This is a genomic window from Parasaccharibacter sp. TMW 2.1888 (genome assembly GCF_023167265.1).
GTDB classification, from domain to species: Bacteria; Pseudomonadota; Alphaproteobacteria; order Acetobacterales; family Acetobacteraceae; genus Bombella; species Bombella apis.
This window is the reverse complement of sequence record NZ_CP030979.1, coordinates 660,232-685,937: the sequence shown is the minus strand read 5'-3', so window position 1 is coordinate 685,937 and position 25,706 is coordinate 660,232. Positions and strand designations below refer to the sequence as shown.

Below are 25,706 nucleotides of genomic sequence, written 5' to 3'. Positions count from 1 at the left end.
GGCTGCGGCACTCTGGAATGCTGGAAATACATGGCTTCTGCCACTCAGAATACACCGGAACACGGTAAAGAAGATTTTGCTGCCCTGCTGGATGAAACACTGGGCAGTGACAGTGCGTTTGACGGGACCGTTGTCCGCGGCCGTGTCATCCGTCTGACAGACGATCACGCCATCGTCGATGTCGGCCTGAAGAGCGAGGGGCGTGTTGCCCTGCGCGAGTTCGGCCCTGTTGGCACAACCCCGGATGTGAAGCCGGGTGATGTGTTCGAGCTGTTCATCGAGCGCTACGAGGACCGTGACGGTTCCATCGTTCTGTCCCGTGAGAAAGCCCGCCGCGAAGAGGCATGGACCGCTCTGGAGAGCGCTTTTGCCCACAACCAGCGTGTCAACGGCACGATCTATGGTCGCGTGAAGGGTGGTTTCACGGTTGATCTGGGCGGCGCCATGGCCTTCCTGCCGGGCAGCCAGGTGGACATCCGCCCCGTGCGTGACGTCGGGCCGCTCATGGGCCAGCCGCAGCCGTTCCAGATACTCAAGATGGACCGGGCCCGTGGCAACATCGTCGTGTCACGTCGCGCCGTTCTGGAAGAGACCCGTGCCGAGCAGCGTTCCGAGCTGATCCAGGGCCTGAAGGAAGGCATGATCCTCGACGGCGTCGTCAAGAACATCACCGATTACGGTGCGTTCGTTGACCTCGGCGGCGTTGATGGCCTGCTGCATGTCACCGACATCGCCTGGAAGCGCATCAACCATCCGTCTGAAGCTCTGCAGATCGGCCAGCCTGTCCGCGTGCAGGTGATCCGCTTCAACTCCGACACGCAGCGCATCTCCCTGGGCATGAAGCAGCTTGAGGCTGATCCGTGGGAGAACGTGGCCGTCAAGTATCCGGTCAATGCCCGCTTCACGGGCCGCGTGACCAACATCACGGACTACGGTGCCTTCGTTGAGCTGGAGCCGGGTGTTGAAGGTCTGGTGCACGTCTCCGAAATGTCCTGGACGAAGAAGAACGTCCATCCGGGCAAGATCGTGGCCACCTCCCAGGAGGTCGAGGTCATGGTTCTGGATGTGGACAGCGCCAAGCGCCGCATCTCCCTGGGCCTGAAGCAGGTTCAGCGGAATCCGTGGGAGCAGTTCGCTGAAGAGCACAAGGTTGGCTCTGTCATCGAAGGCGAGATCCGCAACATCACCGAGTTCGGTCTGTTCATCGGCCTGTCCGCCGACATCGACGGCATGGTCCACATGTCCGACCTGTCCTGGGACGAGTCCGGCGAAGAGGTCATGAAGCGCTACGAGAAGGGCCAGGTCGTTCAGGCCAAGGTTCTCGACGTGGATGCCGAGAAGGAGCGTATCTCCCTGGGTATCAAGCAGCTTCAGGAAGACCCGGCTGCCGATGTGCTGGACCGCATCAACAAGGGTGATGTCGTCACCTGCGTTGTGACGGCTGTTCAGAGCAACGGGATCGAGGTCAAGGTCGATGATGTCCTGACAGGCTTCATCCGTCGTGGCGAGCTGGCCCGTGACAAGAGCGAGCAGCGTCCGGAACGCTTCGCTGTTGGCGAGAAGGTCGATGCCAAGGTGGTCGGTCTGGACCGTTCTTCCCGCAAGCTGTCTCTGACCATCCGTGGTCGTGAGGTTGAGGAAGACAAGCAGGCCATCAGTGAGTATGGCTCTTCTGACTCCGGTGCATCTCTCGGTGATATCCTTGGTGCGGCCATCCGTCGTCGTAGCTCCGAGGACTGAGAAGCTCATTTTCGGACCATGGCGGAATGGTAACATTTCTTCATGGATTCAAAGCGGTAAAAGGGCGGCCATTTGGCCGCCCTTTTATTGTTTTGTAATTATGTTGGTGGTAAATCTTTACTGGAGCTGCGCTTCAGACTGGCTCGTCCTCTGTAATTAAGCCGTTCTTACGGTCTGTCTGGTGCGGCCAGACTTGAAGATAGGTTTTTCTTGGAACTCAGGGTTGGCAATGGCGATTATCTACAACACGAATCATACCCATAACCCGAATGCCTATCTGACACTGGCAATACAGCGTGCGGCAGAAGAGCTGTTCGGGAAAGAAAACATTGTCGTTGCCGACAATATGAGTCTGGCCAGTGCGGCGGCCTCCGGCCAGCATGACACCCTGCTCTGTATTGATGGCCAGCGCATCAATCAGGCCCTGATCCGCCGTGTGCGCCCCGCCTTCAAGACCGTGATTCTCTGGACATTTGAAGACCCCTTCATGCAGGAGATAAACGGTCAGCTGGCTCCGCTGTTTGACCATGTTTTCACCAATGATCCGGCCTCCGTGTCAGTCTATCAGGGCAAGGGGCATTATCTGCCGCTGGCTGCGAGTCCCAGCCTGCATGAGCGGCCCGTGCGGGCTGCGGCTGATTGTGAGTATGATCTGTTTTTTGCCGGGACGATGTGGCCCAACCGGGTGCGGACTCTCCGGCGTGTTCTGGCCAGCTTTCCTGATGTAAGGCTGAAGCTTGTCTGCCCGGGCAATGAATATCTTCCCCCGCTGCCGGACGATATTGCTGCACTGGCCCTCCAGCGGCCTGTCAGCCATGAGGCCTTTATTGATTTCGCCAATGCCAGTGCTGTGACGCTGACCATGTTCCGGGACTATGCCAGCCATGGTGATGTCAGCCAGGCGACGGCGCCTGGTCCACGCTATTTTGAGCTTGGCCTCGCAGGGACAGCGCAGGTGGTTGAAGTGGCCCGTGGCATGGATGTCGAGCACTTCAGGAGTGTGGATGGCGTTCATCTGGCCCATGATGATGATGAGGTGGTGGAGAGCATCGCCCGACTGCTGCGGGATCATGAGCTGCGGCAGGACTCCGCCCTGGCGGCGCAGAAGTCGGTCATCGGGCAGCATCTCTATGCGCATCGTCTCCAGTTCATCCGTGAAGTCACGCAGGCGGAGTTCACATGCTATGCTCCGGCCAATGTGGTGCCGACACCACGCCGCAACCGCCTGCGGGTGCTGATGTGCACCCACTCCACCATTCATGAGCAGGTCTGGGGTGGGGTTGAGGTTTACCAGCGGGAGCTTTGCTCCTTTCTGGGCCGGGATGTGGAGTTTTTCTTCTGGCTGCGGCGGGGGACGAACTGCCGCCTCCTGTCTGCCAACGGGCATGAGCTGGAGCGTTTCGATATTGCGGAATGCAGCTGGGATGATGTCGTCTGCGATGCGCAGGAAGAGATGCTCTTCTCCAGTGTGCTGAGCCAGTACAATATCGATGTGGTTCATTTCCAGCATCTGGGGCATCACGCTCTTTCCCTGCCGCTCATTGCCAAGGCAAGCGGGACAGGCGTCCTGTTCTCGGCGCATGATTTCTGGCTGGTGTCATCCCGCTACAACCTGCTGAATCAGGAGATGCGGCATGTGGAGGACCAGTTTGGTTCCGTTCTGGCCATGGATATCATGCTGAAGCAGGCGGAAGGGATCGAGTATGGCGGGGAACAGACCCGCCGTGCCTTCATCGACCGGATGCTGCACCACGTTGATGCCATCATGTTCGGTACGGCCCATTCTCGGGACTTCATGCACAGGATCTACCCTGTGCTGGACAGGAAGATCAGTCTGGTCAACGGAATCCCGAGCCCCGACGTGACGGTGCCGGTTGTGCCCAACGCTTACAGGCCGCTGGAAGAACGCCCGCTGGGCGTGGCTGTTGTTGGCAATTTCGCCCGGACCAAGGGAGCGGATACCATCCTTTCCCTGATAGAGGCGGCCCATCCTGATCATTTCCATTTCCACATTCTGGGCTATGTCCATCCGGATTATCAGCCGGTGCTGGAGGGGATGAAACGCCCGAACGTAACGGTGCATGGGCGGTACGAGGTCGGCAATACGGATGTCATGAAACAGGCCGATGTGGCGCTGTTTCTCTCCATATGGCCCGAGACCTACTGCATCTCCCTCTCCGAGGCATGGCAGTACGGGCTGGTGCCCATCGTGACGGAAATCGGGGCGCTGGATGACCGTGTGACGGATGGTGTCAATGGCTTCAAGGTACCGGTCAGCCGGGCAGACGTTGTGCTGGAACGTCTGGAGCTTCTGCGGTCTTCGGAGGATATCCGCCGGAAGATGATGGAGGCCATCACGCCTGATCTCTGGACGCATGAAGGAGATTATACGGCCGGGTTGCTCAGCCTTTACAGGGAGCTCGCACCAAAGCGTCTTCTCGGTGTGTCAGACCTGATGCTGGATGCCGGGCAGCTTGGCCTTCTGCCCATCTCTTCCTGGAAGAACCAGGCGCCGCCCCGTCATATTTTTGATCCCCCGCTGGTGCGGGATCTGGCCATCAATCTGCCATCGCACATCAATGACTGGTTCGCCATCCAGGGGGCCAACTGTTATCTGGATGACATCTGCCACCATGTGCTTGTTGAAGGGGCAGAGAAGACCTTCAAATCGGCTGATGAATTCCATCTCCGTGGCTGGCTGTTCATTCCTGGTGTCACGACGGCGGGACAGCTGCATGTCGTGCTGATCAGTGAAGATGAGCGGAGCCCGCTGATCTTCCTGAAGAGCGAGCGGGAAAGCCGGGGGGACATTTCGGAACTGTTCGGTGCCGATGTGCCGCGCCGGTCCGGTTTTTCCGTCAAGGCGGCGCTCCGGGGCAAATGGTGCGAGGGCTGGTACAGGATCGGCCTTGTCAACTCCATCAATGGCCGTGGGGCGTTCCAGCTGCTGGCCTATGGCCTGGAGGTCGAGGGCAGCAAGGTCAAGAGCATCAGGGCCTTCCGTCTGGACAATGATGTGATTCTGAACGATTTTTACAGGGTCGTGAATGATGACAATGTCCTGCGGGGTGTTCCGCTGACCCGTTTCCCGCGAGGGCGCCTCTTTGCGCAGGAGCAGGGGACGCAGTTCTATTTCATGGACCGTCTGGAGCTTCTGGCAGCCAATGAGGATACGACGCTGGTCGTGCCGCCCGAGGAGCTGGGGGGGGTCGTTCTGCGGGGCTGGAGCTTCATGGCGGGGCAGGGCCGGTCTGGTACGGTGTACGCTGCCATGGTCAGTGAGGAGACGGATGAGATCGTCCTTTTCGCCATGTCCCGTTTTGCCCGGGATGATGTCCGGACAGCCCATCACGATGCGCCACTCTGCTCTGGCTTTGAAGGGCTCCTGAGACCATGGAAGGGGCGTGTCAGCCCAATGGGCGGCGTCTGGCATCTGGCTCTGGTGAATATCATCGGAGAGATTTTCGGGACGGTCGTGACGGATATCTGCATGCAGATGGAAGGGGGCCGTTGCCAGGTGCTTTACCGTGAAATGCCGACCGACGAGCAGCAGGAGCGTATCCGGCAGCTGGTGCTGGACCTTTCTGACCGACAGTCCCGGCAATGAGTTCTGGCGTGGCGGACAGGGCCGGTGGGCCATTGGGGGGACTGTCACCCCAGTGGCTTGAGTTCCAGCCGCAGTGGTATCTGCTGCGGTACCCTGATGCGCAGGAGCTGATGCTCCAGCATGGCTATGAAGATGCGCAGCGTTTCTACGAGGAGATTGGCTGCCACAGGGGGCATTCGCCCAACCGGTATTTTGATGAGATATGGTATCGGCAGGCCTATCCTGAAGTGCGACGTGGCCTGTTGGAAAAACGCTGGAAGTCCGGCTTCGAGCATTACCGGTCAGAGGGGTATCATCGCTTCTCGCCACACTGGCTGTTTGATGAGGTGGCCTATCGCCGTCGATATCTGGAGCTGACAGACCGTCATCTGGCAGAGCGTGGTTTCTGCAACGGGTATGACCATTACCTCTCCCATGGTGAGGCGCATGGGTTCAGGGCGGGGCCCTTTGTGGATGTGACGCTGCTTCAGGAAATGGCAGGCCGTCATGAGGAGTGGTTCGGCCCGGAGGGGCTGCTGGCCTCATGGCTGGTTCTGCCGGCCTATATCGCAGATGCTGCGCCACTTTCCTGGTATTTTGATGCCCCCTGGTATCTGGAAACTTACCCGCAGGTGCGTGAAGCCATCGAGGCCGGGGATTATGGTAATGCGCTGCATCATTATCTGACAAATCCAACGCCGGAGGCCTTCAATCCGTCGCCCTGGTTCGATGAGGCCTATTACCGCAGGACATCCCCGGATATTCTTCCTTCCGTCGGTGCCGGGGGATTGCGGAATGGGTATGAACATTTCGTTCTGTTCGGGGCGCATGAGGGACGTTCACCAGCAGAGGGAATTGATCTGGCGCTTTATAAACGCCATCCTCTCGTCTGGTCGGATTGTGAGGGCGGTGTCTATGACAGTCCCTTTGCCCGTCTGGTAGCGGAAAAGGCTGGCCATGCCGTACCAGTGGGATGTGAGGACCCTCTTCCTGATGAGGACCAGACCCGCCAGCTGTTCCGGGATGATGCGGCCCTGCATCTGCCTGCCCTCGCCCGTCAGAAGCTGGATTTCCGGGTGCGGGGCATGGCGGAAGTCAGTGTCATCATGGTCGTGCATGACCAGATCGACCTCACCCTTCAGGCTCTGGCGTCCCTGCGGGCTGGATATGATGGAGCCATCGAGCTCATCATTGTGGATTCCGGCTCTTGTGATGAGACATCCGGTCTGGAACAGCTTGTCGAGGGGGCGATCATCCTTCGGCACAGGACCAATATCGGCTATCTGCTGGGCTGCAATGAGGCGCTGGAGCATGTCACGGCACCGGCTGTGCTGTATCTCAACAATGACATACGGCTTTATCCCGATGCGCTGCACCATGCGCTGAAGCGCCTGTATCGTCAGGAAACAACCGGGGCCGTGGCAGCCCGTCTGGTGCGGACCAATCTCTTCCTTCAGGAAGCCGGGTCCATCATCTGGAGGGACGGAGCGACCTATGGATACCGGCGGCAGGATGACCCCAACATTCCCGAGGCCAGCTTCAGCCGGGAGGTCGATTATGGCTCGGCAGCTTTTCTGCTGGTCAGGACAGGGCTGCTCCGGCGTCTTGGTGGGTACGATACCCGGTACTGGCCTGCCTATTTCGAGGATACGGATCTGTGTGTCCGGCTCCAGAAGATCGGGGCCCGGATTGTCTATGAACCGCTGGCGATGGTCGAGCATCTGGAGTTCGGCAGTTCCGGGCAGAGTGGCTCCCATCAGCTCATCCAGCGGCACTGGAAGGTCTTTGCCCAGCAGCATCAGGAGTTCCTGCGTCAGCAGCAGCCCCAGCATATCCGCAATGCCCTGCTGGGGCGCGAGCGGCGCAGGCCGGAGCGGCAGCGTGTCCTGCTGATCGAGGATCGGATCCCCTTGCGGGGTCTGGGTTCAGGCTATGTGCGTTCCAATGATATTGTCCGTGCGCTTGTGGCGCTGGATTATCATGTGACGGTCTTTCCCGTCATGCGGGAGCAGATACCGCCCTTTCTGCTTTACCGGGACTTCCCGGAAGAGGTGGAGCTGGTCTTCAATCAGGACATGTCCACTCTGCTGGAGTTTCTGGAAGAACGGGCCGGGTATTATGACCTGCTCTGGGTCGGGCGGACCCACAACATGGCCCGCCTTCTGCCTCTGCTGAATGAGGCAAGCCGCTTCCTGCCGCATTGTGGCTCCGTCCTGGATACGGAAGTGGTGGCGGCCCCGAGAACTCTCCTTCAGCAGCAGGTGACGGGCCTGATGGCTGATGGCAGCCCGGCTCCGGAGCTTGCGCCGGAAGCCTGGGAGGAAGAGCAGGACCGGCTGCTGGCGGAGGAGCTGCGCTGTGCCCATTACTGCCAGCAGATCGTGGCTGTGACAGAGCATGATGCCGGGCTGATCCGCCGGGCGGGCTATCCCAATGTGATGGTTCTGGGGCATGGCATGGCAGTCGAGCCGACATCCCGGCCTTATGGGGAGCGGCGGGACATCCTCTTCCTTGGGGCCTTCCATAGCGAGGCCTCGCCCAATTACGACAGCATGACGTGGTTTGTCGAAGAGGTCCTGCCTTTGCTGAAGGCGCTGCCGGAAGATGTATGCCTGCACATTGCCGGGTATGTTCATCCTGCCGTGGACATGACCCCGCTGGGACAGCATGACCGCGTCGAGATTCTGGGAGCGGTGGATGATCTTGGTGCACTGTTTGACAGGTACCGGGTGTTTGTGGCGCCGACACGCTTTGCCGGTGGTCTGCCCTTCAAGGTGCATGAAGCTGCTGCCCGGGGTCTGCCCATGGTCGTGACGGATCTGCTTCGGGAGGAGGTGGGCTGGCAGGCTGGGGAGAGCCTGCTGAGCGCACCGGGAACGGACCCGGCAGGTTTTGCCGCAGCGGTGGAGCAGCTGTATGATGATGAAACACTCTGGCAGCGTATCCGCCAGTCTGCCCTGGAGGCTGTGAAACGGGATACCGATCTGGGGCAGTTCAGACATAGATTGAAACAGATTGTGGATGCCTCCCTGAACTGACATGGGGCAAGGCGTTGTGGGGGAGTGACAGATGAGCGCAGGTGAAGGGCAGACCGCCGTGAAGGACAAGGACAGCCGGAAGAAGAACAGGCCCAAAAGAAAAGAGCACAAAGTGCTGCTCTGTAGCGGTGGCCGTTATGAGAGCCACGCCAATGCCCAGGTGCGTGCCACCATCATGGAGGGACTGGAAGACTGCTTTGGCAAAGGGAACGTGGTGTCCGTGCATGTGACGGCCGCTGCCTCGGCCATCCATACCCTTCAGCCGGCCCTGGTGTTTGCCATGGGGTCTTACCTGCCGGAGAGCACCTATTTCGGGGAGGTCTCACGGGCTGCGAAAAAGGTTGGTGCCGTGACGACCTTCTGGGCCACGGAAGACCCCTATGAGCAGGATGCCCATTACCAGATCGCCAATGATTTTGATGTGATCTTTTCCTGCGACCGCTGGGGGCACAATTTCTACCAGCGTGACCGGGTGTTCCATCTGCCGCTGGGGGCCTGCCCCAAACAGCACTATGTGCCGCTCGACCGGCAGGCGGACAAGACCATTGATGTTCTCTTCTGCGGTGTGGCTTTCAGTTCCCGCAAGGAGGTCGTGCGCAACCTCATGCCGGTGCTCCAGCAGCTCAATATCCGTATCATCGGGCCGGGCTGGGGTGAGATGGGTGTGGGCTTCTCAGATGCCCGGATTGAGAAACAGCAGCTCATCGAGTTGTATAGCCGCTCACGTCTGGTGCTGAATCTGGGCCGCTCCCTGCATTTTGAGAACAAACGCTTCATGATTTCCCCGTCCACGCCGGGCCCACGCACGTTCGAGGCTGCGGCGGCTGGGGCTTTCCAGGTTTTTCATGAGGAAACCTATGAGCTGCGCCGGTATTATGAAGCAGACGAGATTCCGGTTTTCTCGAACCGTGATGATTTCGAGCAGATCGTGAACCGGTATCTGCGGGATGATGACCTGCGGTTCGAGATGGCCAGGAAGGCGCAGGAGCGGACCATGAAGGAGCATCTGTATGGCAACCGCATCCTCCAGGCCGTGAATTATCTGATGGATGAAGGCCTGCTCTGACCTGCAGTGCGCCATGGGTCACGCTGACGTGTGGCAGGTATGGAAAAGGGCACCCGTGGGGGTGCCCTTTTTTCGTTCAGGGGGCTGAATGACTGCCCTTCATCGTGCCGGTGCGGGCCCCATGATGATGCGGGCCAGGTCTGTCGGGCGGATCCACCGGGCGAAGGCTTTCTGCACATCCGTTGCTGTCATTTCATAAACGGCTTTGGCGGCCTTGCCCGGGTTGTCCAGCGGCAGGTCGAGATCAATCAGAGAGAGCCAGAGACCGGCAAGGGAATCGAAGCTGGCCCGGCTCATCGGGAAACTGCGCAGAAGGCTGGCCTTGGCGAGGTCCAGCGTCTCGTCAGAGACAGGTTTTGTCCTCAGCCGGTTCAGGTCCTTGATGGCCAGGGCCTGTGCGGCGGGTACTTTGGCCGGGTCCGCTCCGAAGGTGATGGAGAAACTGCTGCGTGTGCGGCTGTAATTCAGTGCACTGCCAACACCATAGACATACCCTGTACGGACACGGAGGTCCTGCATCAGGAGGGATGAGAAGCCATCACCCAGAATGGTGTTGCCGACGGCCAGAGCATGACGGTCCGGGTTGGTGACGGTCAGGCCCAGTGTTTCTGTCAGTGTTACCTTGTCCTGGGAGCGCCCGGGGTCGGCAACCACCGTTCTGCTGGCACGGCTGGGGGGAATTGGCGGCAGGTCAATCTGCGGGGCCGGTCCCCTGGCCTGCCAGCTGCCAAAGGCAGCCGTGATTTTCTGTACGGCATCCTCTGGCGTAATGTCCCCGATGATGACGATGGTTGTCAGGTCTGGCCGGTAGGCCAGCCGGTAATAGGTGTTCACGTCATTGAGGCTGAGGGCCCGGATACTCTCTGGCGTGGCTTCACGCAGGGTCGGGTCCTTTGCCGGGACCAGTGCTTTCTTGACAGCCCGGCCGAAGCGATAGGCGGGGGATTGCAACGTGCCCTGCTGGCTGCGGGCTTCCTGCTCCCGTGTGATGACGAAGGCCTGGGCCGGGAAGGCTGGGTGCAGCTCGTGCTCTGCCAGAAGGGACAGGCCTGTGGTGAAGGAATCTGTCAGGGTGCTGAGGCTGAAGCTGCTTCCGGCTTCTTCTTCGGCAGAGATGTCATCAAGGGCACGGGCCAGCGAGAGCCGGTCATGCTGCGTGCTGCCATAGAGGAAAAGCCGGTCCGTCAGGGAGGCTATACCCTCCTTGCCCTGTGGCTGCTCCAGGGCGGGGTTCTGGCGGATGCTGCCATACAGCTCGATTGTATGGCTTACATGCTCGGGCTGGACAATCAGCCGCAGGCCGTTGGGCAGTGTGGTGGCATAAGGCTGGGGGGAGGCTGGGGGCAGGGTCAGCCGGGCAAGAGCCTGCTCTGCCCAGTCCGGCAGGGTGACATGCTCCTTGGGCGGATTGGTGAAGGATTCGGCACCACCAAAGCCTTTATCTGCCAGCGGCTTGCCAGAGTTGCTGGGTGTCAGCGTCGCACTGATGGCGTGGTTGGGGTCCAGCCATTCCTGTGCCAGGGCATCAATATCGGCTTTGGTGACGGTCTGGAAGGCCCGGATCATGTCACGGGGATTGTGCAGGTGCTGGATGGCCACAGCCTGGGACCAGCTTTCCGCCTGTCCGCTGATGCTGTTGGCGTTGAATTCCAGCGCAGCGATTTCCCGCCGCCGTGCCGCTTCGATGAGGTCTGCCGGCAGGCCTGAGGAGCGGTAATGCTCCAGAATGGAGGCCATCTTCACCCGGACCGGGTCTGGATTGCCACCCTGCGGGAAGACCGCATAGGCCGTGGCAATGCCGCCCTGGGCTTCTGGTGCATACATGAAGCCGGTCTCAAGTGCTGTTCCCTGCGGGACGAGGGCAAAGAGATCAGCCCGCTGGCTGGCCAGCACGTCGGCCAGAAGCGTGGCGGCAGCAAAGCGGGGGTCACGCTGCCCGGGCATCTGCCATGCCAGCGTGACCAGTCCAGCTGGCAGGTCCGTTGGCAGGGACAGGGTCTGGCTGGCGACAGGTTTCGGCACAACCCGTGGGTGTTCTGGCAGGGTGCGGGCTGGCAGGGACCCAAAAGCGGCGTCAACCTTCTTCAGCGTTTCGGTCGGGTCCACATCACCGGTGATGACCAGCACGGCATTGTTGGGGGCGTACCAGCTTTCATAGAACTGCCGCAGCTGATCGACCGTCGTGGCATCGAAGGACGGGCGGCTGCCCAAGGCATCGGCTTCGTATGGTGTCCCCTTGTAGAGCAGGCCTCGTACCTGTGAAAGGTAACGATAGATCGGGCTGGAGAGATCACGGGAGACTTCCTGCTCGATAGCACCGCGCTCATGTGCCCATTCATCTCCGCTCAGAGTCAGGCCCTCCATCCTGCCTGCTTCGATACGCAGGAGAATGTCCAGATCACTGGCAGGGGCGGTGAAGTAATACTGGGTGACGTCTGCTGTCGTATCGGCATTGTCGTTGTTGCCGAGCCGTGCGCTGAGTGTGGCCAGCTGGTCCCGGCTGAGGGACTTCGAGCCATTGAACATCATGTGTTCAAGCGCATGGGCCGTACCGGGGAACCCTTTGGGGGTATCCACGGACCCGACTTCGTAATTCATCATTGTCTGCACGACCGGGGCCAGATGGTTCTGGACGATGATGACACGCAGGCCGTTCTTCAGGGTCGCCCGGGTAACGCCTTCCTCATCGGTTGTGGTCAGGGCAGCTGGTGCCGCTGGGGTCCGGGTCGGCTGGGGAGGCGTTTCGGCCAGGGCGGGCAGGGCCGTGAGGCTGGTGGTCAGCAGTGTGACCGCAAGCAGGGCCGGACGGAACAGTGAAGCGGGTAGAGCCATGAGGGCTGCGCATCCTTTCAGCAGGGGAAGGGTCTGTGTCTGTTTTCGGTGTGTTGGTTACATATCGTCAAGGGGTGTGTTCTGTTATACTCCCGGCCAGGAGTCAGGCCACGCCAGGATGGCATGGTATCAGAGAAAAGGAGACAGGATGAAGGAGGGGGTTCTTCAGGCACTGGATGATTTCATTCTGGACAGGCTGTTCCAGCCCGTTGCGGACCGTCTGCCGGGTGCCATGTCTGCCTGGAGCATCGGCATCAATTTTGAGCTTGGGTCCGTCGTTCTCCAGTTTGCCTGCCTTCTGGCACCGTTGCTGATGTACGGGGCCTCCATCAGCGAGAGTGTCCAGTCCGTTCTGGTACTTCTGTGCAGTATCGTGCTGTTTGTCGGCTTCCAGCGGTTCCGCCCATTGGTGAGGCCGAACACGCTCAATCCCCTGCGCCCGCTGATGCGCAGCCTGCGGCTGATCTGTCTGGCCTTTCTGGTTTATGAGACCATATCCGTTTTCATGGCTCCGTCTTCTCCGGCCACATGGTTGTGGAACCGTCTGGGCCTGCTGTCGCAGCTGGCGTTTGTGACGGGTCTGTATTTCATGGCCTGCCAGCCCCGTCCGCCGGAGGAAGAACGCAGGGCCGCAAGACGTCGTGTCGAACTGAGAGGAGTCGTGACTGATGGCATATGACCGGATGAAGGTAGCCTCCCTGTGTGGGCTGCTGCTGGGCGTGGTCTGGACTGGGGGGCATGAGGCCGTGGCAGGTGATGAAACGGCTGCGTCTCTCCAGGCTCAGTCTGTCGCACCGGTACAGGACAGAAAGCCTGGTCCATCATCCCGCAAAAAGGCCGTCCCAGCCCGGAAGGCCGAGAATCATCTCCTGATTCCCCTGCCGGCCGATGAGGTCGTGGGGCGGCAGGATGTCGATTATACATGCAGCCTGGATGAGAAGAAGGCGGGTGATGATGTCCGGTCCCTGCGGACTTCCCTGCCTGCTGGCCGTTTCACGGTGACCTATCTGACAGCAGATATCATGGCATTGGCCATTCTGCCCGTGGATGGTCGTGTGCTGGTGTTTTCCAATGTCGTGGCGGCTGATGGTGCCAAATATGTGGCAGGCAGCTATAGCTGGTGGTCGAAGGGTGATGAGGTCACGTTTGCCCGTGAGGGGAAGGATGATGTGTTCTTTTCCTGCCATGTCGTCCCTTCAGGTGGGAAAACGGCTGATCATTGAGCATGGGGCAGATGCCCTGTAGCAATGGAAGCGGAAATACAGAAAAGGGCTCCCCAGAGAGGGAGCCCTTTCCATGTGGGGGAGACTGTTTTAAATCGCCCCCGGAACCCGGCTTCATTGGATGGATCGTGCTAGGTAACGAAGCCGGATTCCATCTCTTTCAACCTTCAGCCACGCAGGATCTCGGCAGCCTTGACCATGTTGGTGATGGCCGGGCGGACTTCCTTCCAGTTGCGGGTCTTCAGGCCGCAATCCGGGTTCACCCAGAGCTGGCGGCGGGCAACCTTCTTCTCTGCCGCACGCAGCAGCTCGACCATTTCCTCGACGGACGGAACACGGGGGGAGTGGATGTCATACACGCCCGGGCCGATCTCGGCAGGGTATTTGTGATCGGTGAAGGCTTCCAGCAGTTCCATCTTGGAGCGTGCCGTCTCGATGGAGATCACGTCAGCATCCATGTCGGCGATGGCCTGGATGATGTCGTTGAACTCGGAGTAGCACATGTGGGTGTGGATCTGCGTCCTGTCCTGCACGCCGCTGGCCGTGACACGGAAGCTTTCCACGGCCCAGTCCAGATAATGCTGCCAGTCCTTGCGGCGCAGGGGGAGACCCTCACGCAGGGCGGCTTCGTCAATCTGGATGACGGGGCAGCCAGCCTTCTCCAGGTCCTGCACTTCGTCACGGATGGCGAAGGCGATCTGGCGGCATGTCTCCGAGCGTGGCTGATCGTCACGGACGAAGGACCAGTTCAGGATCGTGACCGGGCCTGTCAGCATCCCCTTTACCGGCTTCCTGGAGCAGGACTGTGCATACTGCCACCAGTCGAGCGTCATGGCTGCCGGGCGGGAGACATCACCAAAGATGATGGGCGGGCGGACATAGCGGGAACCGTAGGACTGCACCCAGGCATGTTTGGTGAAGACGAAGCCTGAAAGCTTCTCACCAAAATACTGCACCATGTCGTTGCGCTCGAACTCGCCATGCACGAGGACGTCCAGCCCGACCTCTTCCTGCCACTTGATGGCGGATGCCGTCTCCTTCTGGAGGAAGGCCACGTAATCCTGCGTGGAGAGTTCCTTCTTGGCGTGGCGGGCACGGGCCTGACGCACTTCCTTCGTCTGCGGGAAGGAGCCGATGGTGGTGGTGGGGAAGAGCGGCAGCTTCAGGGCCTCTTCCTGCGCCTTCTGGCGGACAGGGAAGGCGGACTGACGCTGTGTCAGTTTGGCGTCCTTCTGGGCGGCACGCTTCTTCACATCCTGATTATGGATGCGTGTGGAGGTGCGGCGGCTCTCGGCAGCAGCATCGGAGGCGTCCAGAACGGCCTTCACGCTCTCATGGCCTTCGTTGAGGGCCTTGGCGATGGTGGCGAGTTCGGCAATCTTCTGCACGGCAAAGGCCAGCCAGTTCTTCACCTCGGCATCCAGCTGCGTCTCACGCTCCAGATCAATCGGCGTGTGCAGCAGGGAGCAGGACGGGGCCACGATGATGTCACGCTTGGCGGCAACTGGAGCGATGTGCTTCAGAATTCTGGAAAGGTCGGCCTTCCAGATGTTCCGGCCATCAATCACGCCGAGGGAGAGCAGCAGGTCCGGGCGTGCCTTGGCGACGACGTCCTCCAGCTGGTGCGGGGCACGGACCAGATCGACATGCAGGCCATGAACCGGCAGGGACAGGGCTGTCTCCAGATTGTCACCCAGCCCGCCGAAATAGGTCGTCAGCAGCAGCCTGATGTCAGGAACGGCACTGGTGAGGCTCTGATAGGCTAGGGCAAAAGCCTTGCGGGTGGCATCATCAAGGTCCAGCACCAGGGTCGGCTCATCAATCTGGACCCATTCGGCCCCAGCCTGACGCAGCTCACGCAGCACCTCGGTATAGACGGAGAGCAGCCCCGGCAGCAGGTCCAGCTTGTTGAAGGCTGCACCGTGGGCCTTGCCCAGCAGCAGGAAGCTTACCGGCCCCAGCAGGACAGGGCGTGTCTCGATGCCCTGGGCCTTGGCTTCCCTGTATTCGTCAATGATCTTGGTGGAGGAGAGGCTGAAGCTCTGCCCTTCTTTGAATTCCGGCACGAGGTAGTGATAGTTCGTGTCGAACCACTTCGTCATTTCCGCAGCGGGAACATCGGTGGCGGCATGGTGATGACAGGAACAATCGTGGGCATGGTCCCCGGCCTCTTCCCCACCGGCGACCTGACGGCCACGGGCGATGGCAAAATAGGTGGTGAGGTCCACCTTGCCACCCTTGTGGCCATAGATATCCGGCACGGCCCCGACCAGGGCGCTGGTATCCAGCACATGGTCATAGAGGGAGAAATCGTTGGAGGGGATGATGTCCGCTCCCTGCTCCTTCTGGCGGGTCCAGTTCTCCTTGCGGAGGCTGGCGGCGGTCTGGAGCAGCTCGGCCTCGCTGCTGTTGCCGGCCCAGAAACTTTCCAGAGCCTTTTTCAGTTCACGGCGACCACCGATACGGGGAAAGCCCAGTGTTGCGACGCGTACGGTCATGACATGTCTCCTGGCGTTGGGTGGGCACCGTTCCATTTGCCTTCCACCACCCTGCGGGATGTGCCGCCGGGGGAGAAAGGCAAACGGGCGGGCGGTATCTGCCCCACCGATGAGATCGGGACTGCCTCCGGGAGGCAGCCGGGAAAAGCGTCCGGTCCATCTCCTGCACGGGGTGGGGAGACAGGCCGGGCTGTGCTTCGGGAACCAGAAGTGACAGGGCTTTTTAAATGTGTCAACAGATATTGCATATATAATGAAGTCATTATATATAGTCTGCATGGATCGTGCTCTTATAATCTTTCAGGCTCTTGCAGAGCCGACGCGTCTGAGAATTTTGCGCCTGCTGCGCGAAATGGAGTTGTCAGTTGGCGAACTGGCCCAGGTTCTGGGCCAGAGCCAGCCGCGGGTTTCCCGGCATGTAAAGGTGCTGGCGGAGGCCGAACTGGTGGAGCGCCGCAAAGAAGGAAGCTGGGTTTTTCTTGCCCTTGGGGACGAGAATGACCTGGAGCCCATTTTTGCAGCGTTGGACCATTGGCGGCGTTATCACGAGGAGGATGATGACGAGATGGGCCGGGCGGACCGGCAACGCCTCCAGGCCGTGCGGAATGTCCGCATGGGTGAGGCCGAGGACTGGTTTGAGGTTCATGCAGCGGAGTGGGATGCGATTCGCTCCCTGCATGTTTCGGAAGAATCTGTCGAGTCGGCCATCGTGAAACTGGTGGGTGATGGACCGCTCGGGCGTGTTGTGGATATCGGGACGGGGACAGGGCGCATGCTCGAGCTTCTGGCCCCGCAGTGTGAAAGCGCCATCGGGTTTGACCGCAGCCCCTCCATGTTGAGGTTGGCCCGGGTCAAGCTGGAAGAGAACCGGACGGCGGATGGAGAAGAGATCAAGCTGCGGCAGGGCAATTTCTATGCCCTGCCACTGGCTGCAGGCTCGGCTGATCTGACCATTCTGCATCAGGCGCTGCGTTATGCGCAGCACCCGGCCGCCGTCATTGCCGAGTCGGCCCGGATTCTCAGCCCCGGCGGGCGTCTGCTGGTGGTGGATTTTGCCCTGCATGACCGTGAGGAACTCCGCACACGGGATGCCCACATGTATCTCGGCTTCAGTGATGACCGCATGAAACAATGGTTCGAGGCGGCAGGGCTGGAAGCAGACCCCCCTGTCTCTCTCGATGGAGAATTGACGGTGAAGCTCTGGATGGGCCGCTTGCCGTTTGATCAGCAATCAAGGGTTACGTAGAACCGTATGTAAAAGGAACTGGCATCATGCCTGAGGTCTCATTTGAATTCTTCCCGGCGAAAACGGATGAAAAATCCGCAGCTCTGCTGCGTGTCGCCCAGCGGCTCACGGCTTATGAGCCCCGCTTCATGTCTGTCACCTATGGGGCAGGCGGTTCCTCACGGGAACGGACTCTGGAGACCTTGCGGCAGATGTCGGCCAAGGTATCGACTCCTCTTGCGGGGCATCTGACCTGCGTCAATGCGTCCCGGGGAGAGGTGGACGATGTGGCCAGAGCCTATTGGGACAATGGAGTGAAGCATATCGTAGCTTTGCGGGGGGATCCGCCGGTGGCAAAAGGGGCGGCGGCAACGCCCTACGTGCCACACCCGCAGGGCTACCGCTATGCAGCAGACCTCGTGGCGGGGTTGAAGAAGGTTGCTCCTTTCGAGATTTCTGTCGCAGCTTATCCGGAGACTCATCCGGAAGCGGAGTCGTCCCAGTTAGACATCGATCATCTCAAGGAGAAGTTTGATGCCGGGGCAGACAGGGCCATCACGCAGTTTTTTTTCAACCCCGAGAGTTTTCTGCGTTTTCGGGATCGTGCCGTGAAGGCAGGAATCACCAGGCCCATCGTGCCGGGCATCCTGCCCATAGGTCGGGCGTCGCAGGCATGGCGCTTTGCCCGGATGTGCGGTGCCTCCGTGCCGGAGGAACTCAAAGCCCTGTTTGAGGGGGTGGATGATCTGGCTCCGATCCGCTCCCGCCTGAGTGCCGTGGTGACAGACCGCATCTGCCAGCGTCTGAGAGATGAAGGGGTGGAGCATTTCCATTTCTACACGCTCAATCAGAGCGCACCCACGTCAACTCTCTGCACGTTGCTGGGCCGCCAGCGCTGCCATGCTCTGGTGGAGAACGTGGCCTGAGTGTGTTCCCGTACTCATGCGCTCCTTCTTCACCGGAGGGGCGCTGCAACGTGGGGTCATGAAGGTAAAAACCCCCGGCTCTGCCATGCAGGACCGGGGGTTTTCATGGAGCATGTCTCAAGCCACCTTCAGGACAGGGTGGCCGGAAACATCATTTGGTGTCCCGCTGCTTGCTCGGGGCCAGAATCATGATCATCTGGCGATTCTCAAGGCGAGGCATCTGTTCGGCCTTGGCAATATCTTCCACGGACTCACGGATGCGATGCATCATCTTGGCACCGAGGTCCTGATGGGCCACTTCACGTCCTTTGAAGCGCAGGGAAACCTTGACCTTGTCACCTTCCTCCAGGAAGGAGCGGACGGCCTTGGCCTTGGTCTGGAAGTCGTGCTCACCCGTACCCGGGCGGACCTTCACTTCCTTGATCTCGATGACCTTCTGCTTCTTGCGGGCTTCGTTACGTTTCTTCTGCTGTTCGTACTTGAACTTGCCGTAATCGAGGATCTTCGCAACCGGGGGCTCCGCCGTCGGGCTGATTTCCAGCAGGTCCAGTCCTTCAGAAAAAGCACGGGAAAGAGCCTCACGCGTCGGCATGATGCCGATCATTTCGCCTTCGGCGTCGATAACACGTACCTGCGGCACCCGGATCTCTTCATTGACACGTGGCCCATCGCGGTTCGGGGCGGCGTGAAACGGCGGTCTAGCTATGGTCATCTCCTGTTGATGCTGCGGCCCCATCACTGATGAAAGAGCAACGGGACTCAAACTACCTGTTCAGATTCATACCCCCCGCACCGGTATGGTGCAAGGGGGCAGACGCAGGAGAGATCAGGCCGTTTTCCGGGAGGCAGCCCGCAGGATATCTGGCGGTGTGGCTTCCTCCACCAGTGCGGCGATGATCTTATCGGCAGCCATCACATTCTGTGCCTGTTCACCAAGACGGCGGACGCTGACAGTGCCTTCTTCCGCTTCCCGGCGGCCGACCACGAGCATGACCGGCACCCGGGCCAGACTGTGCTCACGCACCTTGGCGTTGATCTTCTCATTGCGGACATCCGCCTCGGCATGAAGACCGGCCTTGCGCAGACGTTCGGTGACTTCCAACGCATAATCGGCGGCATCGGTGACGATGCTGGCTACCACAACCTGCGTCGGGGCCAGCCAGAGCGGGAACTTGCCTGCATACTGTTCGATCAGGATACCCAGGAAGCGTTCGAAGCTGCCAAGGATGGCACGGTGCAGCATGACAGGGCGGTGGCGTGCACTGTCCTCGCCGATGTAGGAGGCATCCAGCCGTTCCGGCAGGACGTAGTCCACCTGGAGCGTGCCACACTGCCAGTCACGCCCGATGGCATCGGTCAGGACGAATTCCAGTTTCGGACCATAGAAGGCCCCTTCACCGGGATTCAGTTCATACTCCACGCCGACCATCTCGCAGGCCCGCTTGAGGGCCCCCTCGGCCCGGTTCCACACCTCGTCAGACCCGGCACGGGTTTCGGGACGGTCGGAGAATTTCACACGGAAACTCTCGAAGCCGAAATCCCTGTAGACCTCGCCCAGCATGGTGACGAAACGGGCCGTTTCTTCGGCGATCTGGTCATCCGTGCAGAAAATGTGGGCGTCATCCTGCGTGAAGCCCCGCACCCGCATGATGCCATGCAGGGAGCCGGACGGTTCGTACCGGTGGCAGGCGCCGAATTCCGCCATGCGTAGTGGCAGTTCACGGTAGGAGCGCAGGCCGTGACGGAAAATCTGCACATGGCAGGGGCAGTTCATCGGCTTGAGGGCGAGGGTCTTGTCTTCATCCTCCACCGTGGCGATGAACATGTGCTCACGGTACTTGTCCCAGTGGCCGGAGGCTTCCCAGAGGGTCCGGTCCACCAGCTGCGGGGTGCGGACTTCCTGATAGTCATTCCGGTTCTGGGCACGGCGCATGTAATCCTGCACCGCCGTGTAGAGGCGCCAGCCCTTCTGGTGCCAGAAAATCTGGCCGACCGCCTCTTCCTGAATGTGGAAGAGGTCCATGTCCCGGCCGATGCGGCGATGGTCCCGCTTTTCGGCTTCCTCAAGCCGCAGGAGATAGGCCTTCAGTTCCTTCTTGTCCCGCCATGCCGTGCCGTAGATGCGGGTCAGCATGGGGTTGCGGTGGTCACCACGCCAGTAGGCCCCGGCCACCCGCATCAGCTTGAAGGCGTTGCCGACATCCGCCGTGCTGCGGAGGTGTGGCCCACGGCAGAGGTCCAGCCATTCGCCCTGACGGTAGATGGAGATTTCCTCACTTTCCGGCAGGTCCCGGATCAGCTCGGCCTTGAACTTTTCACCACGTTTCTCGAAGAAGGCAATGGCCTCGTCCCGGTCCCACACCTCACGGGTGAAGGCATCGCCCCGTGTGATGATCTCGGCCATCTTGGCTTCGATGGCTTCAAAGTCGGCTGGTGTGAAGGGTTTGTCCCGGAAGAAGTCGTAATAGAAACCATCCTTGATGCTCGGGCCGATGGTGACCTGCGTTCCCGGCCAGAGCTCCTGCACGGCCTCGGCCATGACATGGGCGGCATCGTGGCGGATCATCTCCAGCACGTCATCATCCTTGCGGGTGATGAAGCGGACGGTACTGTCTTTGCTGATCGTGAAACCAAGGTCCACGGCTTTGCCATCAACTTCCATGGCCATGGCGGCACGGGCGAGACCCGGCCCGATGGCCTCGGCGATGGTTGTCCCGGTCACTGCCCCATCGAAGGTGCGAATGCTTCCATCGGGCAGGGTAATGGCGGGCATGGAGGAACTCCTTGGTTGTTGGTCAGAAGAGGATGCTGCCCTTGTATGAAAGGAAAGGCGCAGCAGACAGAGATGGGGGCGAAAATGGCCTTTTATGGCGCTGTCCTGCAAGCCCTAATATGCAGCCAGATGGAGGAAGGGCGGTTTTTTGCTGGTTCCTGCCAGTTTTCGGGGCAGGGTCGGCTGGTCACGTTTTGTCGATCAACCATGCCCCTGAAGCGTCAGGCGGGCCTGCATGAGAGGTCGGCCCCAGTCTTCCAGCAGTCTGAGAACCCGTTCCGGGTGCAGGGTGGAGAGGTCGGGGCAGTCCAGTACCCGGCTCTGCCCGGGCGTGATGCTGAGGGGGGCACAGCGTCTCGGGTCACTGTCGGCGGAAAAGAGGGTCAGGGTTGGGCAGTCCATCGTGGCGGCCATGTGCAGCGGGCCGGTGTCATTGCCTATGCAGAGCAGGGCACGGTGGAGCAGCCCGGCCAGAGCGGGAAGGTCCGTCCGGCCTGTCAGGTCCAGTGCCTGCGGAACCCGGGAGCGGATGATGTCTGCCAGTGGGCGGTCCGCCGTACTGCCGATGATGACGGGCTGGCAGCCCCACGTGTCGAGAGCCTGTGCCAGCGTGGCAAAATGGAGGGCAGGCCAGCGTTTCGCCGGGCGGTGTGGTGCGGCCCCGGGCACGAGCACGGCGTAGGGGGCGGGCAGGTATGGGCCTCGGTTCTTGAGAAATTCCGGGACGGTACGGGGCAGGGAAGGGAGGCCAGCCGCCCGGAGCTGATCGGCCTGCCGCACGAGCGTGTGCATCTGGCGGGCTTGTGGATTGAGATGGGGCAGGCTGGCCCGCCTGTTCTGGCCGGACCAAACAGTGCCGGGGCGGACAAGATGGAAATAGCGGGCTGTCCGGCCGGAATTCTGGAGGTCAAACACCATGTCCATCTGTCGCAGGATGTGGCGGATTTTCAGCCAGTGGCGCAGATTGGTGAAGGGAGGCCGGTCATCCGTGGCGATGGCATCGAACCACGGGCAGCACGAGGCCAGATCATGATAGGGACTGGCTGTCAGGAGAGTGACATGGTCGTGGGGGAAAGCATGACGGATGGAGGCAAAGGCTCCAAACGCCTGAAAGAGATCTCCCAGAGCACCATGACGGATGATCAGTATCTTCTGCGGCATGAGGCTCCGGGTGATCGTTCCGGGAATCAGTCCTTCTTTTCGGGAGGCTGACCCGTTGAGGAAGCGTTGGAGACGATGACCATGGCTGGCTTCAGCAGGCGGTCTTTCAGCATCCATGTTGGCGTCCATGCCTGCACGACATGGTTGGGCGGAAGGTGGTCGACTTCCTGCTCCTGCATGGCCTGATGCAGGTTGGCATCAAACGGTCCGTGTGTCGGGTCCAGTCTGGTGATGCCATTCCGTTCCAGAATGGAGAGGAAGGAGCGCTCTGTCCCTTCGAATCCTTCCCGCAGGCGGGTGATCAGGGCATCCTCGCCCTCTTCACGCGGGGGCAGGGCGGACAGGCCACGGTGCAGGTTCTCGGCGGCTTCGACGACATCACGGGCGAATTTCTGAACGGCGTAATGGCGGGTGTCTTCAATCTCGCGCTTGTGGCGGGCACGGAGATTCTGGTTGTCCGCTTCGGAGCGCTTCCAGCGGTCTTCCATCTCAGCCAGTTTCTCTTCAAGGGCGGCAATGCGCTCCTCGGCAGTGCCGGTCCCGGCCTGTTCTTCCGTAGCGTGAGCCTCATGCGCCTCGGCCTGGGATGCCGTGTTGTGCGGCTGGGCTTCGTGCTGTGTGGTATCGGTCTGTGGCATGTCGGTATGAGAAGTCTGTTCTGTCATATCGTGACCCTGTTTCCGTCTTCGTGAGCACATTTCCTGCGGACTCGACTCACTATGCCCTTTCGGGTTTTCGTGATTGCAGCGGCAGGATGCGCTCCTTTCGTGCCTCTAGGAGATAGTGTCCCATGCGGCAAAAGCAAGGGGGGAGGTAGTGCTGGGGAAGGGTGGCGCTGAATTTTGGATGGCAGCGTAAAAAAACACAATTTACATAATGGGCTGGCGGAATTACCGGGATTCAATGTATAATGTTGTCAGAATAGTGGCATGTGTTGGCAGTCGTCTTCCTGTTAATATTTGCTGTAAACAGTCTTAACTTTGTGTTGAGATTTTTTGTTGCTTGTTATGTTGCAAGGCACAGGAGTTTGCATGAAGAAGACCACTTTCCCTCCCGTGGTTCCGTCTCACACGGAAGAGAAACATGGTTCCAAGGCCCAGCAGGTTCCGGTCATTGCCCTGGTGGATGATGACCGGAACATTCTGACATCTGTTCAGATGACGCTGGAGGCCGAGGGTTTCACGGTTCATGTCTATACGGATGGGGAAAGTGCCCTGCAGGGTATCCTGTCCCGCTCGACATCCCTGGCGGTGCTGGATGTCAAGATGCCCCGCATGGACGGGATGGAGCTTCTGCGTCGGCTGCGCATGCGTTCGAGCAGCCTGCCTGTCATTTTCCTGACCTCCAAGGATGAAGAGATGGACCAGCTCATGGGGCTGCGCCTGGGGGCGGATGATTATATTACCAAGCCTTTTTCTGTTCGCCTGCTGGTGGAGCGGATCCGTGCCCTGCTGCGCCGGCATGAGGTCAGTCAGGCGGAAATCACGGGGGAGGCTGGGGCAAGCAGCAGCATCCTGGTCCGCGGTGCGCTGGCGCTGGATGAAGCCCGGCACCAGTGCCTCTGGAATGGTCAGGAGGTGGCGCTGACAGTTACCGAGTTTCTGCTCGTCAAGGCACTTGTCGTGCGTCCGGGGCTGGTGAAATCCCGCGACCAGCTGATTGATGCGGCTTATGGGGACAGCATTTATGTTGATGACCGTACGATCGACAGTCACATCAAACGGGTCCGCAAGAAGTTCCGTCGGGTGGATGAATGTTTCAATCATATCGAGACCCTTTACGGTGTCGGGTACCGCTATCGGGAGTGAGGTGATCCTATGGCCTGCCCTGGAGAGATCATGTCTGTCGGCACTGGCAGGGTTCCGTCATGATTACCGGGCATGACGAGCTGACAAGCCCCCTGCGGAGCACCTGGGAGTATCTGCGTGCCGTGCGGCTGCGGCGTTGGGTCTCGCCGCTGACGAGCCGGCTTCTGCTGGTCAATTTTCTGCCGCTGCTGTTCATGGGGGGGCTGCTTCTTTCCATCAATGAGGTACGCAACACGCTGCTGAATGACAGTGTGGATAGCCTGCGGGAGCAGGCCCGCATTTATGCCTCTGTTCTCCAGCAGGCGCAGAAGGTCGATCCTGAAAGCGGGGAGGTCGAGCTGGATACGAAGGTGGCCCACCTTTTTCTGGATGACATGATCCGTTTCAGCCGCAATGCGCAGGTCCGGCTTTATGCGCCCAACGGGTCCTTGCTGACAGAAAGCGCCAGGGGCGGCGTCCTGACGGCATCCGGCACCCGCTGGCAGCCGAATGTCAATGTGGTTGACCGTATTTATGGCTGGGTCCTGTCCCTGATTCCTCTCAGGACCAGAGAGGGGGATGTCCCTCTGGACAATTCGACGACATCACAGAATTTCGGGCAGGATACGGGTGAGGATGTCCATCTCAGTGCCCGGGAGGACCTGCCACCCTATATTCGGCAGACTGCCCAGCATGAGCTGGTCATGACCGTTGTGGCGCCCGTCGTGGTGAATGGGGAGACGGTCGGCGTCCTTCAGCTGACCCGTCACAATGCGGATATCGATCGGGCCATCATCAAGGTGCGATGGGTCATCGTTATCATGATGCTGATGAGCATGGGAGCTGCCGTCCTGCTGTCGTGGTATTTTGCGATGACACTGTCCCGGCCTTTGCGTCGCCTTGTCGTGCGGTCGCGGGAGATGCGTGAGCCCGGGCAGGGCCGGGTGGATGGTCTGCCCTATGCGCTGCTCAGCCGCCGGGATGAGATTGGTGAACTCGCCCGGACCCTGCGTGAGAGTGCACTGGCCCTGTGGGCCAGAATGGATGATGTGGAACGTTTTGCATCGGAAGTCAGCCACGAGCTGAAGAATCCGCTGTCTTCCATCCGCTCGGCTCTGGATACCCTGCCCCGCATTGCGGATGTTCAGGCCCGGGACCGGCTGCTTGGTATCCTCGGGCGGGATGTCCAGCGGCTGGAGCGGCTGATAGCGGACATTTCCTTTGCCAGCCGGGTTGAGGGAGAGCTCAAGCGGGGCGGGCGTGTGGTGGTTGATGTCGTGGCGCTGCTGGAGCTGTTTGTCGAGGTGAACCAGGCCACCCGCAAGGAGCATGCTGCCAGGCTGGTGCTGTCCATTCCGGAAGGGGAAGAACCCCTCAATGTGATGGTCGGGCGGGATGGGCTTGTCCAGGTCCTGCATAATCTGATCGGCAATGCGAAGTCCTTTTCCCCGCCGGATGGTATCATCCGGCTTGCTGTCCGTGTCATGAAGGGGCTGCCGAAGCTGGCCGAAGATGGCACCATCTACCCCGGTGGCCCGACCATAGAGATTGCCGTGGAGGATGACGGGCCTGGCATACCGCCTGCAAAGCTGGACAGCATATTTGAGCGCTTTTACTCGGAACGTCCCCCCGGGGAGAATTTCGGGAAGCATTCCGGCCTGGGGCTGGCCATCAGCCGGCAGATCATTCTGGCCTTCGAGGGAACCCTGCACGCAGAGAACCGGGAAGAGCTGGATCCGGAAACCCAGCAGAGCCGCATCTGTGGGGCCCGCTTTGTCATCCGTCTGCCCCGCTTTACGGCTGCGGCACTTCCGCCTGTTCCGGAGTAGGCAGGCGGGGGTCTGTTTCTTG

Annotated in this window: 16 protein-coding genes; 10 read left to right on the top strand and 6 right to left on the bottom strand. The window is 60.2% G+C overall.

Annotated elements, in window-relative coordinates:
- Positions 1–30 precede the first annotated feature (30 nt).
- The 4 genes from rpsA to DTQ13_RS03145 all read left to right on the top strand — a co-directional run bounded on the left by rpsA (position 31) and on the right by DTQ13_RS03145 (position 9,430).
- A complete protein-coding gene (gene rpsA, locus DTQ13_RS03160) occupies positions 31–1,740 on the top strand; it encodes a 30S ribosomal protein S1 (protein ID WP_043558429.1) in 1,710 nt (569 codons plus the stop codon).
- A 229-nt stretch (positions 1,741–1,969) separates the two neighbouring features.
- Positions 1,970–5,347 carry a glycosyltransferase gene (locus DTQ13_RS03155; protein ID WP_248461073.1) on the top strand — a complete coding sequence of 1,126 codons (3,378 nt, stop codon included), beginning with the start codon at positions 1,970–1,972 and terminating at the stop codon, positions 5,345–5,347.
- An 8-nt stretch (positions 5,348–5,355) separates the two neighbouring features.
- Positions 5,356–8,364 (top strand): glycosyltransferase, encoded by a 3,009-nt coding sequence (locus tag DTQ13_RS03150; RefSeq protein WP_248461072.1) that lies wholly within the window; start codon positions 5,356–5,358, stop codon positions 8,362–8,364.
- A gap of 31 nt (positions 8,365–8,395) precedes the next feature.
- Positions 8,396–9,430, top strand: coding sequence for a glycosyltransferase (locus DTQ13_RS03145; protein ID WP_081562839.1), 1,035 nt, complete (start codon positions 8,396–8,398; stop codon positions 9,428–9,430).
- Between the two features lie 99 nt (positions 9,431–9,529).
- Here DTQ13_RS03145 and DTQ13_RS03140 read toward each other — a convergent pair whose 3' ends face one another.
- Positions 9,530–12,262, bottom strand: a complete 2,733-nt coding sequence (locus tag DTQ13_RS03140) for a pitrilysin family protein (RefSeq protein WP_248461069.1) — start codon at positions 12,260–12,262, stop codon at positions 9,530–9,532.
- A 148-nt stretch (positions 12,263–12,410) separates the two neighbouring features.
- Between DTQ13_RS03140 and DTQ13_RS03135 the strand changes: the two genes are divergently transcribed.
- Both DTQ13_RS03135 and DTQ13_RS03130 read left to right on the top strand, forming a co-directional pair.
- Positions 12,411–12,941, top strand: coding sequence for a hypothetical protein (locus DTQ13_RS03135; protein WP_043558433.1), 531 nt, complete (start codon positions 12,411–12,413; stop codon positions 12,939–12,941).
- Entirely contained in the window at positions 12,931–13,485 is a 555-nt protein-coding gene (locus DTQ13_RS03130; RefSeq protein WP_043557977.1) for an MliC family protein, read from the top strand. Before DTQ13_RS03135 ends, DTQ13_RS03130 begins: the two co-directional genes overlap by 11 nt.
- 167 nt (positions 13,486–13,652) lie before the next feature.
- Here the strand turns inward: DTQ13_RS03130 and metE are convergent, their stop codons facing one another.
- Positions 13,653–15,983, bottom strand: coding sequence for a 5-methyltetrahydropteroyltriglutamate--homocysteine S-methyltransferase (gene metE, locus DTQ13_RS03125; RefSeq protein WP_043557978.1), 2,331 nt, complete (start codon positions 15,981–15,983; stop codon positions 13,653–13,655).
- 352 nt (positions 15,984–16,335) lie between these two features.
- Between metE and DTQ13_RS03120 the strand changes: the two genes are divergently transcribed.
- Together DTQ13_RS03120 and metF are read left to right on the top strand one after the other, a co-directional pair.
- Positions 16,336–17,229, top strand: a complete 894-nt coding sequence (locus DTQ13_RS03120; RefSeq protein ID WP_248461068.1) for a methyltransferase domain-containing protein — start codon at positions 16,336–16,338, stop codon at positions 17,227–17,229.
- Between the two features lie 26 nt (positions 17,230–17,255).
- Positions 17,256–18,134, top strand: coding sequence for a methylenetetrahydrofolate reductase [NAD(P)H] (gene metF, locus DTQ13_RS03115; protein WP_248461067.1), 879 nt, complete (start codon positions 17,256–17,258; stop codon positions 18,132–18,134).
- 151 nt (positions 18,135–18,285) lie between these two features.
- Here metF and infC read toward each other — a convergent pair whose 3' ends face one another.
- The 4 genes from infC to DTQ13_RS03095 all read right to left on the bottom strand — a co-directional run bounded on the left by infC (position 18,286) and on the right by DTQ13_RS03095 (position 22,733).
- Positions 18,286–18,846, bottom strand: coding sequence for a translation initiation factor IF-3 (gene infC, locus DTQ13_RS03110; RefSeq protein ID WP_043557988.1), 561 nt, complete (start codon positions 18,844–18,846; stop codon positions 18,286–18,288).
- Between the two features lie 114 nt (positions 18,847–18,960).
- A complete protein-coding gene (thrS, locus tag DTQ13_RS03105) occupies positions 18,961–20,907 on the bottom strand; it encodes a threonine--tRNA ligase (RefSeq protein ID WP_248461065.1) in 1,947 nt (648 codons plus the stop codon).
- 201 nt (positions 20,908–21,108) lie between these two features.
- A complete protein-coding gene (locus tag DTQ13_RS03100; RefSeq protein WP_086431330.1) occupies positions 21,109–22,068 on the bottom strand; it encodes a glycosyltransferase family 9 protein in 960 nt (319 codons plus the stop codon).
- A gap of 26 nt (positions 22,069–22,094) precedes the next feature.
- The gene (locus DTQ13_RS03095; RefSeq protein ID WP_248461063.1) at positions 22,095–22,733 is read right to left on the bottom strand and encodes a nucleotide exchange factor GrpE; all 639 of its coding nucleotides are present in this window, start codon (positions 22,731–22,733) and stop codon (positions 22,095–22,097) included.
- A 366-nt stretch (positions 22,734–23,099) separates the two neighbouring features.
- Here DTQ13_RS03095 and DTQ13_RS03090 point away from each other — a divergent pair, with 366 nt between their 5' ends.
- Complete coding sequence (locus tag DTQ13_RS03090) at positions 23,100–23,876, top strand: response regulator transcription factor (RefSeq protein WP_081562832.1); 777 nt, start codon at positions 23,100–23,102, stop codon at positions 23,874–23,876.
- A gap of 59 nt (positions 23,877–23,935) precedes the next feature.
- The gene (locus tag DTQ13_RS03085; protein WP_248461062.1) at positions 23,936–25,684 is read left to right on the top strand and encodes a sensor histidine kinase; all 1,749 of its coding nucleotides are present in this window, start codon (positions 23,936–23,938) and stop codon (positions 25,682–25,684) included.
- The last annotated feature ends 22 nt before the right edge of the window (positions 25,685–25,706 follow it).